This window comes from Silvanigrella sp. (genome assembly GCF_044369315.1).
GTDB lineage: Bacteria > Bdellovibrionota_B > Oligoflexia > Silvanigrellales > Silvanigrellaceae > Silvanigrella.
On sequence record NZ_JBIPMD010000071.1, the window covers coordinates 1 to 14357 of the forward strand.

A 14357-nucleotide genomic window follows, 5' to 3' on the forward strand; every position below is an offset into this window, starting at 1 on the left:
TGTAAGCTCAATCGCCCCTTGCTTGAATTCGCTTGTATACCTTCTTTTGGTTAACACCATTTCAACACCTCTTTCCTATAAGTTTTTTTCGGATCTGGGTGTCTACTTTCTTAGGGGAGGATCAAACTTATAGATGGGACTCCTATTTTAAAAGGGTAATCTATTATCGGGCGTGAAGTGTAACGTTACCATATCTTCAGGATTTATTTTAATTGTATTTGCAAATATAATGCTATGGAGAAACAGAAGTATTAAAAAAATTATTTTGTTCATTCGTTTTATCCTTAAAAAAATATTGTAAATTTATCTTTAAATTTTACAATTATTAGATATTCATTATAATTTCATTTTAGTTATGGAGTTCTATTTTGATGAAAATTCTTTTATTGGATATATAAATCCATAAACTTCAAATTTGTCAATTTTTGACATATGATTTTTTTTTGAATATCTAGAAGAAAATTAAATTTAAAGGAATATTAGTTATTTTTAATTTAAATATTTAAAATTATTTATTAATATTTCTTTTGGGAATTTGATTGATAATTTTTTGGTATTCTTTTGAGTTTTTAAAATATTCTACCGCATTATAAACTTTTTTAATTAATTCAGGAGAAGTTTTCGATGTTGTTCCTATGTATTTGGATTGAATTGATATTGAATTTCCAGTATTAAAATCGCTTTCTGATAATTTTTCTAAAGAAGCTAATGTTTTAATTGCATGTATTGCAACAATATCAATCGTAAACCAGGCATCAATTCTTTTTCCAATTAGCTTTTTAAAATTTCTAATATCAATTGGAATTTCATCGATGTTATTCTGGTCTAGTCCATTTTCAGGTCTAGCAAGTATAGCTCTATAAGATGATGATGCTAATACGCCTATTTTTAAACTTTTTGCTTCAAGAATGGAATTAATTTTTTTTGAACCTTTCATAGACAAAAACAAGGTATGAGCATCATATATTTTGGAGACCCAAATGAATTTTTCTTCTCTTTCGGGAATTCTGGTTAAAGGGATAATAAATGTTTTATGATCTCTATTTTCTAAAGCTTCTTTGTAAGCTCTTGTCCAAGGCCGCCATTCAAGATTCATTTTTATATTTTTTTCCTTTAATGCTTTTGCAATGATTTCTCCACCTAGTCCTCCAAGTTTTTTTTCTTGAGTTTCTTCAATTTCACCAGTAAAGCTTGGATCAGCGGGTAATGTAATTTCTTCAGAAAACACATTTAATGAAAAAAAGAAAATAATAAAAATAAATATTTTTATTAAAAATTTAAAAAGCAAAATTTCACTCCATTAAAAAATTATTTTTAATTCTATGAAACTAAACTTATTAGAAAATAATTTAAAAAGAAAGAGTTGAAATATTGTCATGCAAAAATTAACTTATTATTTAAAAATATTTTAAAAAAATCTTCCGCTACTTGGAATAGTTAAAATAATGGGTTCCCCATCTGTGACAATTATGGAATGTTCAAATTGGGCTGCTCGGTGGTTTTTATTAATATATAAGGTCCAACCATCTTGACTTTCTTTTGCGTAGTTACTTCCATTTGATAAGAAAGGTTCTACTGTAATAACGGTTCCATTTGAAAGAATTCTTTTATCATTATCATCATAAATAGAAGATATAAATTTTGGTTCTTCATGGAGTGCTTTTCCTACGCCGTGGCTTCCTAAATTTTCAATTATATTATAATTATAGCTTTTTGCTGTTTTTTGAATAGCTCTTCCAATGTCAGATATTTTATTATTAGCTTTAGCAGCATATATACCTGCATACATAGAATCGATTGTTGCTTTACATAATCTTTCATAATGTGGATTAGAATTTTCTAATGTAAATGTTCCTCCTGTATCAGCAAAATAACCATCTAATTCTGCAGAAACATCGATATTAATTAAATTACCCTTTTTTAATTTAGTATCAGAAGGTATTCCATGAGCTATTTTATGATTAATTGAAATACATGTATACCCAGGAAAATTATATGTTACCTTTGGCGCAGATTTTGCACCAAATTTTTCTAAATATTCAAAACCAATTTCGTCTAAATCTTTTGATGTCATTCCAGACTTTGCTTTTTCTTTCATTAAGACAAGAGTATCGGCAACAATTTGTCCAATATTCATTAATTTTTCAATCTCATCATTTGATTTTACGTTCATTATTCCACCATTTTATGTATTAATATAAAAAATATTCTTCTATTTTTCATAATAGCTATCATATATACTATTGATGTGGTGAACGCCACTAAAATTTTGTTTGAAAATGAGGCAATATAAATCATGAAATATCGTTCAAGACTATATGTTCTTTTCGTATGGGCTTTTTTTGCTATTATTATAGCATTTACAGGCTCCTGGATTGAAAATTATATCGTTAGTGATGGAGCAATATTTGGAAATAAATTTTTTGGAAGTTCCTTTTTTCTATTTTTTTCTGCTGTTAATATTAACGTAATTCTACTTTTATTATTTGTATTTCTAACTTTTAGAAGTGGTGTAAAACTAATTGTCGATAATTCACAAGGTGCTTTTGGTAGTAAATTAAATACAAAACTTGTTACTGCTTTCTTATTTTTCTCATTATTACCAACAGTAGTTTTATTGTATGTGTCTACTAAATTTGTAAATACAAATTTTGAAAAATGGCTTCCATCAAATTTTGTTGAAGCAACTGAAGAAACATTAAATAGTGAGGCAATGTATCAATCTCAAATTCTTTTGTTATTTGAAAATCAAGTTCCAGCAAAAGATAATTTTAATTCATTTGATTTTGTAAAAGATAAAAAGAAAGATAAATTTATTTATTTATCAAAAAAAGAATTAAAAAATAATTATAAAATAAATGAAGTTATTGAAAAAAATAAATCACAATTAAGTAATAAAGCAATTTGGTTTGAATATGATAACGAAAGAATGATTTTATTAAAATCAAATATAAACTATACATTTGGAATTATTTCTCCCAAAATGCTTCATCCTCAATGGCTATTATTAAAGTCAGAATATCCTGAATCTAAAAATGCTACAAAAGTTTTAAAATTATCTTATTATGTAATGTTAGGTGTTATTACTCTCCTCATTATTTTTTCTGCAACTTGGCTAGGTTTTACTATAGCAAGAGAGATAACAGTTCCAATGAAAATATTATCAGATGCAACTGAAAGCGTTGCACATGGTGATTATTCCGTAACAATTGATGACATTGTTTCTGATGATGAAATGGGTAAATTAGCTTTAAGTTTTAGATCCATGGTTTCAGATTTAAAATTAGAAAAAGAAAGAGTCGATATATATTCTAACGAAATAAAAAGAAAAGCGGATGAATTATTAATTAAATCAGAATATAATGAAATTCTATTAAGAAATGTAAATGCAGCAGTAATAGCTTTAGACCAAGATTTGTATATTGAAACTTGGAATTATAGAGCAGAAAATATTTTTAATTATAAAGAGTCAGAAGCTTTAGGTAAACATATATCTCAAATAATAGAAAAAAATATATTTGAAAAAGCATTTCAACCCCCATTATCTGAAATATCTGAGTCTTCACAAAAAAGAATTGAATTAGAGTGGTCAGGAAAAATATCAGATATTGATTATCAATTACAAGTGGCAGTAAGTATGTTACTTTCTTCTAGAGGTAAAGTTGTTAAAATAATATTTATAAATGATATTACTGAACTTGCAAAAGTGCAAAGAATGGCTGCCTGGAGAGATGTGGCACGAAGGATTGCCCATGAAATTAAAAATCCTTTAACTCCTATTAAATTAGGGGCACAGCGAATTGAGCGTCGTTTTTCGGATCATTTTGTTGGAGTCGAGAAAAATATATTTAAGGAATCCGTTCAAATTATTTTACAGAGTACAGAAAGTATAAAGATACTAGTTGACGAGTTTATTAAGTTTTCAAGAATGCCTCAATCTTTTTTGCAGGAAGGCAATATTGTTGAATCTGTTTATATGGCCTTGAGAGGTTTTGTTGGCAATATTGAGAATGTCTCAATGGTTTTTCATATAAAAATAGATAATAATAATCTGGTATTAAAAAATGAGGAACGAATTGAGCTTTTACCTGTAATTATATGTAATTATGATAGAGACCAAATTGTTCGTTTATTTGTGAATTTAATTTCTAACGCCGTAACAGTATCTCATGGTACGAAACAACCTGTAACAGTCTCTTTATCCTATAATACGGGAGAGAGGTTTGTTAAAATAAGAGTTATGGACTTGGGAGAGGGGCTTTCAAAAGAAATAAAAGCTAGGCTATTTGAACCTTACTTTAGTACTAAAAAAACAGGAACAGGGCTCGGGCTTGTAATTGCGAAACAAATTGTAGATGAACATTTTGGAAAAATTTATGTTGAAGAAAACCTTCCAAAAGGTACAGTGTTTATCGTTGAAATCCCTGCTATAAAGAATAGGGAAAATGAGGATAAAATAATTTGAATACTACAAATTTACCAGGAAAAATTTTGGTCATTGATGATGAAAAAGATATCTGTACTACTCTTTCGGGTATATTAAGTGATGAAGGTTATAAAGTAATAACTGCAAATTCAGCTGAATCAGGTTTAAAACTTGCTAAAAGAGAATTACCAGATGTTTGCTTCTTAGATGTTTGGTTACCCGACTCAGATGGGACAGAAACTCTCGAAAAATTAAAAGCATTAAATTCTGATTTATATGTTATTATGATGAGTGGGCATGCTAATATCGAAACAGCAGTAAAATGTACTAGATTAGGCGCTACAGATTTTATTGAAAAGCCTTTAAGTCTAGAAAAAGTTTTATTGAATGTTCAAAATATATTGCATTTAAAAGATTTAAAATTTGAAAATCAAAATTTAAAAAACAGAGTTGAAAAAAAATATACCTTATTAGGTAACTCTCAAGCTCTTAAAGATATAATTTCAACAGTAGAAATGGTAGCAAATAAAAATACTACAATTTTAATAACTGGTGAAAATGGAACTGGAAAAGAAAATGTTGCCAGATTAATTCATCAAAAATCAAATCGTTGTTCTAAACCATTTGTAGCAATTAATTGCGCTGCTATTCCAGACGAATTAATTGAAAGTGAATTATTTGGTTATGAAAAAGGTGCATTTACGGGCGCTCATTCTTCTAAAAGAGGAAAGTTTGAATTAGCGCATAATGGAACTTTATTTTTAGATGAAATTGGTGATATGAGTTTAAAAACTCAAAGTAAATTATTAAGAGCTCTTCAAGAACAAAAAATTGAGAGAGTAGGATCTGACGAAACTATTTCAGTAGATACTAGAATAATTGCTGCTACAAATAAAAATCTAGAAGAAGAAATTAAAAAGGGAACATTTAGAGAAGATCTATATTATAGAATTAATGTAATTCCAATTCATTTACCTCCTTTGAGACAAAGAAAAGAAGATATAGAATTGATCTCTTCTCACTATTTATCTTTATTTTCAGCAGAAAATAGTATTAAAAATAAAGTTATTTCTAATTCTGCAATTCAAATATTAAAAACATATTCATGGCCAGGAAACGTTCGAGAATTAAAAAATATTATGGAACGTTTATCTATTATGGTTAAAGCTGATTTGATTGAGCCTCAACATTTACCTTTTCCTATTAATTCCATTAAATTTGAAAAAAATGAAGAATTTGAAAATTTATTTACTTCTATTGATTTTAGAGAAGCAAGAGCAAAATTTGAAAAAGTTTTCATTCTAAAAAAACTTGAAGAGTTTGATGGAAATGTAACAAAAACCGCGGATGCAATGGGAATGGAAAGAAGTCATTTATATAGAAAAATGAGGCAATTTGAGTTAGTACCAGAAAATGAAAAAAATAATGATGAGGAAAAATTAAATGAAAACATTAATTAAATTTATTGTTTTATTTTTGTTTTCTGCTATTGCTGTTTATTTTTTACTGCATCAAAAAATAATAGACATTAATGCTTTAAAAAAAGCTTTTGATAATAATAAAAGTTTAATTTTATTAATTGCCATTATTCAAATATTCGTTTGTTTATTTATGACATTAAGGTATTTTAGCCTCTTAAAAATATTTAAAATTAAAACCGATTTTCAAAATGTATTAGCTGCTACTTTTGTGAGTAATGGTGTTGGTCAATGGATGCCAGGATCTATGGCTTTTATAGAGGTCATTCGAATTGGATTAATGATAGGAGCGGATAAAAATCTAAATCAAAAAATAGAAGATAAAAAAGAAATTGAAGTTAAAGAAAATTTAGCAGAATTGGCTTTAAAGTCTAAATTAGCAGCTGTCTCTATTATTGATAGATTAATTGGAATTCTTGTCATGTTAGGTTTTGGATTCATTGTTTCAACATTTGTTTATTTTCAAATTAGTTCCAATATAAACATGAGTGAAAATGCGAATAGTTTAAAAGGTTTTTTAGTACTTATCCTATTTTTATTTATATCTATTATCATGCTACCTTTTCTTGCTAAGTCAAAAGTATTTCGTAAAATATTAAGTAGGTTTGAACGCCTATTTCTTGTTTTATTTAAAAAAAGCTTTTTAAATAAAATTATAAGAAAATTATTTCATGAAATAAATTCTTTATTAGATGCCATTGTTTTAGGAAGTAGTAAATTATATTTGTTTTGGAAACCCGTTATTTATAGCATAATATGCGTTCTTTTATCCTGCTTAGGGTTGTATTTAAGTAGTTTAGCTTTATCTAGTAAAATTCCTTTTGAAGTTATTCTTGCCACAATTTCAGTTTTGTCTATCGCTTCTTTGCTGCCAATAGGAATAGCTGGAGTGGGTGGAATGCAAATCATTGCTGCCATTGTATTTTCTCTTTTTCTAATTTCGCCCCAGGTAGCAAGTTCGTCTCAGCTGCTTCAAACGTCCGTCAATTTATTGGCGGTATCTGCTGTTGGTATTTTATTTGCAAGATTGAGTGCTAAACAAATACGTGCCATTTTATTATCTAGGAAAAATCAGCAGTTAATAGAAAGCAAAAAAACATCTGACATTACAGATGCTTAGCTTTGAATTTTTTTTATAAAAAATACACCCTTTTTTAAAATTTATGTTATAATGCATTATGTTAATTTGTACTTTTTTGTAGAAGACAAAAATTCCTAAGAACTCTAAGCTGTTATAATTTCTAAAGTTGCATCTAAATTTTGTCGATATAAAAAATTGGGCAGGGATAGCTCTAATTTATTATTTTTAATTTTTAGAAAGGAGGTGGATAATGCAAGGTAAATTTTTTAATGATTCTTTTATATCTAGCATGGATTTTGAAAAGGTTGAGAATCTTCGTCAAATTTATGATTGGGTTCGTAATCATACTGAGCTATGCCATCTCTATACAAATATGGCTGGTGTTGAAGACAAGCTAAAATATAAAAATGAAATTGAGTCTTCCCTTGTTAAGGGAAAAATATTGATGGATTCAATTTTTTCTGAATCTATTCAGAACCATAGAAAGCCATTAATTCCTTTGTCAGGAGTAAATCGTTTTTCTGCAACTTTAAATGACTCTTTATCTATTTCAAAATTTGAAGTTGTTTCTAATCCTTTAAATGGCTCTTTAAAGTCTGAAATTACAGGGATTAGCAATGTTAAAAAAGTTCCCATGCCAAGCAGAACTTATTTAAAAAAGAAATAAATGTATTGAATTAAAATTATATTAAATTGTATTGTTTTTGTTCATGATATTTAGCCCAAAGTTAAAAGGTTTAATTTTAACTTTGGGTTTTTTTATGGGAAATGAAATGAATGAAGAAAATGATTACATATTTTTTAATTATTGCCGTTATATTTTTGATATTTACATCTTTATTTAAATTGTTTAAGAATATAAATGTAAACAAAAGTATTCAATTTAAAAACAATAATTCTTTGTTATATAATATACCTAAAGCTATGAAGTATGATTATTTTATATTTAAAGGTTCTTGGGATTTATATAAAGAATCTTTTATGCTTATTATAGGTAACAAATATTATTTATTACATTCAATAAATGGTGAGGATATCTGTTATTTGGGTTTGTTTTTTTTAAATAAAAACAACAACAATAATTTGTATTTTAAGTCTGATAAAACAAATTATACATCTAAAATGTTTAAATATTCAAATATGAAATCTTTAAAACTAGTAACTATAATTGTAAATTTTAATGATATTGAAAAGATAAAAAATATTCAAAATTGCTCTGAGTGGATTAAATATTAAATGCTAAAAATAATTATTTTATTTTTAATTTTAATAATATCTTCAAAAGTATTCCCAAATGAATTTATTGAAAAAAAAGAAGTTCAAATTTTGTTTGGAAAATGCAAAATGGTTTCACAAAAAAAAAATTTTAGAAATTTCTATTAAAAATAAAGATATTTTGGTAATTGAAAATGATTATTTATCAGGTAAAATTTGTTTAAAAGCAAAAAAAAATGGTTCTACTGACGTTGTTATGTTATTGGCAGATGGAAGGGGTGATATTATTTGGAAAGTGATAGTCATTCAATCAGCGAGTCATGCGAAAAAGAAAAAAAGGAATTGCTCCTCGGACAAAAAAATGTCAAAATTCGATAAGGATCTTAAAAAGTTTCATCAAATGTCTGGTTGGAGATAGCATTACTTAAAACTTGATTTCATTAATCTCAATTGTTAATGCTAAAGTGTACGCTATTTTTAATGTTTTCCAATTATTTTGGAGTATCTTTGTGTTTGGTTTTAGCGGCGGTGAAATACTTTTAATAGCTCTTATTGCACTTATTTTATTTGGTAATGATAAATTACCTGAAAATATGAAAAAAATGATAAAGGGTTTTAATCAGGCAAAGAAAGTAGCTAAAGATGTGCAAAATTCTTGGCAAGATGTTAAGAATGATGTCCAAAGAAGCATTAACTTTGAGGAAGAAAAACTTGAAGTTCAGGCACTTATAAATTCATCTACTGTGAATATGGATATAGAATCTTCTGAAAATTATGATACGATTCATGGCCATTTGGCTGTTCCACAAGAGGATATTGATTCTTTTCAAATAGATGAAATTCGTCAGAATAATGAAGAATTTGTAAATCATATTGAATTTTCAAATTCAAATGAAGAAATAATAAATCCTGCTTTTGTAACTCCAAATGAATACATCATGTCAAAAGATTTTGTAGGGCCTCGAGTTTAATCTGATATTTTAAATAATTTTTGACATATTTATCTATATATTTTTTCCTAATAAAAAAATTTGCCGATACAAAATGAATAAAAGAATCATATTGGGAATAAATATGGATTTGAATTTAAAAGCAATTTACATAAGTTCTGTTACTATCCCAACTATTTTATTGATATTGTATTTTTTTAGATCTTTCAAAAAAAGCTATTTTAAAAATAAAAAAAAGTTGAGATTTTTAATTTTTAATAGAAGATTAAATCGGGTAAAGAATTTTGAAAAACTTTCAGAAATGGTCCTCAAAGACATTTTAGAAGCTCTTAAAATGGAAAATCGTTCCCATGAACAAGCAAAAGCTTTGTTACCTTTGCTATTAGATGTTAGGAAAACGGGAGAGAAACTTCTATCTCAGCAGCATTTTTATCATACAGTTTTATTTCCCTTAGGAGAAAATAGAATTAAGCCGAGGGTAGAAAGATTGATTCACGCTGAAAAATTGTTAAAGTCACTTCCTAGACAGAGCATTTCATGTGAGAATTTTTATGAAAAGCTTCATTAATTAAAAGGATATTTTTAAATTATGGAAAATGTTATTAATTTTCCCGTCAGAGTCAAAAGAAAACCCGATGAAGTTTGGTATTGTAGAGAATTTTGGACTGGAGACTCTCGTGATGGTCAATTTTTAAATGGTGATGGATACCATTATTTTGAAATGTTAGGTGATGGTGTTGTTCAAAAAGCATTTGAATATTATGAAAATGATGAAGGAGATGAAAAAGTGACTCCTACTCCTGAATTGGTTGGAATAAACTGGTTTGAATTTTTTGGTTTTGAAGATGAAGAGCTGTTGGAAATTGTTTTAGAACATGAATTTTATCATATAGAACAACTAGTTAAAAAGTCTTAGAAAAAGCCCTTGCCATCATTCATTTGGGCATTAAATTTTCATAAAACGTGATTCTTATAAGAATTCGTTTATGGATTGGAGAACCAAATGAAGTATTATGAAATTTTAGGTGTAAATAAAAACGCAAGCTCGGACGAGATCAAAAAAGCCTATCGAAAAATGGCTATGCAGTATCACCCAGATAGAAATCCTGGAAATAAATCAGCAGAAGAAAAATTTAAAGAAATGTCAGAAGCTTATGCGGTTTTGTCTGATCCAGAGAAAAAACGTCAATACGATATGTTAGGTGACGCGCGTTTTACGCAGCAGCAAGGCACTGGATTTCAAGAAGATATTTTTAGAAATATGGATTTTGATAGTATTTTCAGAGATATGGGCTTTTCTGGTTTTGGAGGATTTAATGGTGCAGGAAAATTTGGTGGTTTTGGCAAAGGAGCCTCTCAACAGCAGCATAGAGCAAGTGCTCGAAGAGGTGGATTTAAACCAGAGCCCGAAGATTATTCTCGCTATGATTTAGAGCATGATCTTGAGATTGGTTTTATGGATTCTTATCTTGGTTCAGAGAGATATGTTAGTTTTTCTTTGAGTAATGGTGAAAATATTTCAACCCGTATTAAAGTACCAGCAGGAATAGATACCGGTAAAAAACTAAGAGTAAAAAATCATGGGCGAACAGCACCAGATGGTCATAAAGCGGATCTTTATTTGAATGTAAAAGTGATGTCCCACCCCGATTTTGTTCGGAAAGATAATGATATTGAAGTGGATACAAAAACGCCATACAGCCTTTTATGTTTGGGTGGTGTTTTAGATGTAAATACACCTCAAGGAATTAAACAAATTAAAATAAGACCAGGAATGCAAAATGGAATAAAGGTTCGTTTAAAAGGTCTTGGATTTCCAATTATGGGCACTTCAGAAAGAGGAGATCTTTATGCGATTATATCCGTAAAAGTTCCTACTCAAGACGAACTCTCCGATGAAAATCGGGCACTTTTTGAAGAGCTTCAAAAAGCTGGTTTTTAATTTGCGCCTCTGATAAGGTAATTTTTTATCTATTTGAAATTTACTTAAATTTCAAATTTTTTATAAAAATTCTCAATTATAAAAAGGACTAAATATGTCAATTAATTATGTTATAAATAAAGAGATTGAATCCGTTAAATCAGAATTGACAGGTCTTATAGCAAAAGAAATAAAAAAAGATTACGTAAAAACTTCTTGGAATAATAATGAACTTATAATTAAAATAGAAAAAATGGGCACAAGTGAAATTTGCATTGAACTTAAAAATGATAATGGTAAAGTGCATATTTGTGAAGTAAGAAGAAAAATCGCTTTTACTCATAAGCCATTTGCCGGTGAAGTTGAAAAAATGGTAGCAGATATTCTTGGCAATAAGCTTGGAGCACAGAGGGCTTAATTCAATTGAGTCATAAAGAACTTATTTATAAGTTATTTGGTTTTAAGAAGGCTGTGACTTTTACTGTCGCGGCTTTTATTTCGTCTTGTACTACCTTACCTAAGCCTATAGGTCATGAAGATCTTAAAGAAAGTAGTACAAAAAAAGAAATTCAAAATTTGTTGTTAAGTAATATTTCAAATGAAGATTTTGAACTACTTGATTCAACCAATTTATTATTAAATGCATTTGAAAATTTAAAAGAAAAAAAGTTTAGTAATGCTAAAGAGATTTCTAAAAATCTTTTATACAAAGAGGGTCTAACAACTTCGTTGTATAAATTTGCATTTAAAGCTTATTCTATTTCATCTTTGTTATCAATAAATGAATATTCTAAAAAAGAAAATATGGTTAAAAATTTTGATTTCACTTCTTTTCAAAATGATCAGTGTAATTCTTTATGTGATAGTTATGGTTGGAAAAATCTCGTACAAAATGAAAGTATTTTATTCACACCACTTGGATATAATGATATTATTTTATCTAATGATATTTTTGCTGCAATTGATCAAGAAAAACCAGTATTATTAATCGATACCATTTTTCTGGGTAATAATTTAAAAAATAAAAAACAAAAAATTCCAAAAATATTAAATATTTCTTTAGAAAATAAGAATACAGAAACTTTTGATAGTGAAAATCTCGATAGTGTTGAAATGCTAAATGAAAAAGTTGCGCTTTCCTATTTTTTAAATGGAGAGTTTTATAAATCAATTGAGTTATTTAATAAAATCGCTAAAAACACAAATGATATAACAGTAAAATCTTCCTCATATTATTGGATAGGAAGAGCTTATACAGCTGAAAATAATTTTAAAGAAGCAAAAAAATATTATTTAATGTCAGGATTGTCGAATCCTTTGGGTTTATATGATTCTCTTTCAGGCCAAATGATTAAAAATTTATCTGGCAGAGCATCGACTAAAGATTTATCTCCTTTTCCTGATGCTTGGGAAGGTGAAATGGTAAAATGGATTCGTTATCCAGAAATACAAAATAATTCCTCTATGGAGCTTGCCTTAAAATCGGTTATTTTATTTATTTCAAAGTTAAAGATTGAAAATAAAATAAATAAGATAGATGATTTTCAAAAAACATTTCAAACGAAAAAAAATATTGAAATTTTAATTATTAAAGATGAAATTAAGTGGTTAACCAAAAACTGGGAAAATCTTTATAAAGATTGGCCTAAAGAAAATAAACCAGAAATAATTGGAAATAATATTGTTTGGCTTAATTATTTAACTGGTGAATATTTAGATGCCATTCTTCTTGTTTCAAAAATAAAAAATACATTAGATCGATTTTCTGAAAATAATAATTTTCTTTATTTCTTATTTTATCCGCAGTTTCATAAAGATGAGTTAAAACTTGCTGTTGATAGCTGTTATGTGGATCCTGATATAATGTATTCAATCTTTAGACAAGAAGGTTTTTTCATTAATCAAAAAACATCTTATCAAGAAACTTTAGCTAAAGTATGTAATATGAAAAATACTTTAGAAAAATATAAAAATAATGTTGTCAATGCAATTAGTGCTTATAAAGCAGGTGTCGTATCAACTGATATTTGGCTTCAAAATAATTTAAAAATAAATGATGATGCTATTTTTATGGAATATATACCCGATAAAAAAATTAAAGAATTTGTTCAAGGAGTTATGAAAAATTATTATAATTTTAAATGGATTTACTTTAAAAAATCAGAATTACCATAAATTAAACTGACAGAATAATGACGCATGATGATTAATTCTTTAAACTCATATAAAATTATAATGTTCATTATCTGTAAAGTTTAAAGTGTTTCTTCTATAAGAATCATTTTTAGTGAGAAATTAAATGTCTAAACTGAATGTTTTGGTAGTTGATGCATCAAAATCTGTTTTGGCATCTGTAAATGACTATTTTGATAATATTGATGAATTTAAACTATTTTTAGCTAAAAGCGGTAAAGATGCTCTAGAAACAATTGAAGATGAAAAAAATATAGATTGTGTCTTTTTAGATTGGGATTTGCCCGTCATGAATGGGCTTGAGGCTTTGGTTGAGATAAAAAAAACGTTATCCTAAAATTTTTGTTATCATGATGACCTCCAAAAATGGAGCTTTAGATATACAAAATATGTTATCACATGGAGCGACAGGTAATATTTTGAAGCCATTGGCTAAGGAAAACATGTTTGATAAATTGGAAGAGATAAAAAAGAAAAAAGCTGGAATAGCCATTAAATCATAATGACTCAAGGATTTTAAATATTAATGAATAGTGAAGTTTACCTAGATACTGTAGTTATTGGTTCAGGGATTTTAGGATTAAGTATAGCCTATTATATATCAAAAAAATTTCCAAATATGACCATTGCTGTTTTAGAAAAAAACCCTACTTTTGGAGTGGAAACTTCATCAAGAAATAGTGAAGTTATTCATGCTGGAATATATTATAAAAAAAATTCACTTAAAGCAAAATATTGTAAATTAGGAAAAGAAATGATTTACGATATTTGTAAAAAAAATTCGATTCAATTTAATAAATGCGGTAAATTTATTGTAATAAATAATGATGAACAGTATTCAAATCTTATTCAAATTAAAGAAAATGCTTTTTATAATGATGTAGATTTAAAATATTTAGATAAAAATGAAATGTCTAATATAGAAAACTTATCGCATTTTAATGGTGCTTTATGGTCATCTGAAACAGGTGATCTTCCCCCAATTTTATAGACACAATTAACCGACCTTTTTCATTGGTCTAGTTATTTCAAATATAACTGGAGACAGATATCCATTCGACGAATGCTTTCTAACACGATTGTAGTAAACTTC

The 14357-nt window shown here is 27.4% G+C and carries 16 protein-coding genes; 14 read left to right on the forward strand and 2 right to left on the reverse strand.

The window, feature by feature from the left end; translation table 11 throughout:
• Positions 1-508 precede the first annotated feature (508 nt).
• Positions 509-1288: a substrate-binding periplasmic protein gene (locus tag ACIQ56_RS07775; RefSeq protein ID WP_397600503.1), complete on the reverse strand. Its 780-nt coding sequence runs from the start codon at positions 1286-1288 to the stop codon at positions 509-511.
• A 120-nt stretch (positions 1289-1408) separates the two neighbouring features.
• Positions 1409-2173: a type I methionyl aminopeptidase gene (gene map / locus ACIQ56_RS07780; RefSeq protein WP_397600504.1), complete on the reverse strand. Its 765-nt coding sequence runs from the start codon at positions 2171-2173 to the stop codon at positions 1409-1411.
• A gap of 123 nt (positions 2174-2296) precedes the next feature.
• On the opposite strand from map, the gene ACIQ56_RS07785 reads away from it, so the two are divergent.
• The 14 genes from ACIQ56_RS07785 to ACIQ56_RS07850 all read left to right on the forward strand — a co-directional run bounded on the left by ACIQ56_RS07785 (position 2297) and on the right by ACIQ56_RS07850 (position 14255).
• On the forward strand, positions 2297-4465 hold the full coding sequence (locus ACIQ56_RS07785) for an ATP-binding protein (RefSeq protein ID WP_397600505.1): 2169 nt from the start codon (positions 2297-2299) through the stop codon (positions 4463-4465).
• Positions 4462-5886: a sigma-54-dependent transcriptional regulator gene (locus tag ACIQ56_RS07790; RefSeq protein WP_397600506.1), complete on the forward strand. Its 1425-nt coding sequence runs from the start codon at positions 4462-4464 to the stop codon at positions 5884-5886. Before ACIQ56_RS07785 ends, ACIQ56_RS07790 begins: the two co-directional genes overlap by 4 nt.
• Positions 5870-7024 carry a lysylphosphatidylglycerol synthase domain-containing protein gene (locus ACIQ56_RS07795; RefSeq protein WP_397600507.1) on the forward strand — a complete coding sequence of 385 codons (1155 nt, stop codon included), beginning with the start codon at positions 5870-5872 and terminating at the stop codon, positions 7022-7024. Before ACIQ56_RS07790 ends, ACIQ56_RS07795 begins: the two co-directional genes overlap by 17 nt.
• A 211-nt stretch (positions 7025-7235) precedes the next feature.
• On the forward strand, positions 7236-7652 hold the full coding sequence (locus tag ACIQ56_RS07800) for a hypothetical protein (protein ID WP_397600508.1): 417 nt from the start codon (positions 7236-7238) through the stop codon (positions 7650-7652).
• A gap of 110 nt (positions 7653-7762) precedes the next feature.
• Positions 7763-8221, forward strand: coding sequence for a hypothetical protein (locus ACIQ56_RS07805; RefSeq protein ID WP_397600509.1), 459 nt, complete (start codon positions 7763-7765; stop codon positions 8219-8221).
• A gap of 58 nt (positions 8222-8279) precedes the next feature.
• Complete coding sequence (locus ACIQ56_RS07810; protein ID WP_397600510.1) at positions 8280-8618, forward strand: hypothetical protein; 339 nt, start codon at positions 8280-8282, stop codon at positions 8616-8618.
• A gap of 91 nt (positions 8619-8709) precedes the next feature.
• Positions 8710-9171, forward strand: coding sequence for a twin-arginine translocase TatA/TatE family subunit (locus ACIQ56_RS07815; protein ID WP_397600511.1), 462 nt, complete (start codon positions 8710-8712; stop codon positions 9169-9171).
• A gap of 109 nt (positions 9172-9280) precedes the next feature.
• Entirely contained in the window at positions 9281-9718 is a 438-nt protein-coding gene (locus ACIQ56_RS07820) for a hypothetical protein (RefSeq protein ID WP_397600512.1), read from the forward strand.
• 21 nt (positions 9719-9739) lie between these two features.
• On the forward strand, positions 9740-10066 hold the full coding sequence (locus tag ACIQ56_RS07825; RefSeq protein WP_397600513.1) for a hypothetical protein: 327 nt from the start codon (positions 9740-9742) through the stop codon (positions 10064-10066).
• Between the two features lie 87 nt (positions 10067-10153).
• Positions 10154-11092, forward strand: coding sequence for a DnaJ C-terminal domain-containing protein (locus tag ACIQ56_RS07830; RefSeq protein WP_397600514.1), 939 nt, complete (start codon positions 10154-10156; stop codon positions 11090-11092).
• A gap of 94 nt (positions 11093-11186) precedes the next feature.
• On the forward strand, positions 11187-11489 hold the full coding sequence (locus tag ACIQ56_RS07835) for a hypothetical protein (RefSeq protein WP_397600515.1): 303 nt from the start codon (positions 11187-11189) through the stop codon (positions 11487-11489).
• 5 nt (positions 11490-11494) lie between these two features.
• A complete protein-coding gene (locus ACIQ56_RS07840) occupies positions 11495-13246 on the forward strand; it encodes a hypothetical protein (protein WP_397600516.1) in 1752 nt (583 codons plus the stop codon).
• 124 nt (positions 13247-13370) lie between these two features.
• On the forward strand, positions 13371-13601 hold the full coding sequence (locus tag ACIQ56_RS07845) for a response regulator (RefSeq protein WP_397600517.1): 231 nt from the start codon (positions 13371-13373) through the stop codon (positions 13599-13601).
• Positions 13602-13790: 189 nt separating this feature from the next.
• On the forward strand, positions 13791-14255 hold the full coding sequence (locus ACIQ56_RS07850; protein WP_397600518.1) for an NAD(P)/FAD-dependent oxidoreductase: 465 nt from the start codon (positions 13791-13793) through the stop codon (positions 14253-14255).
• Positions 14256-14357: the final 102 nt, after the last annotated feature.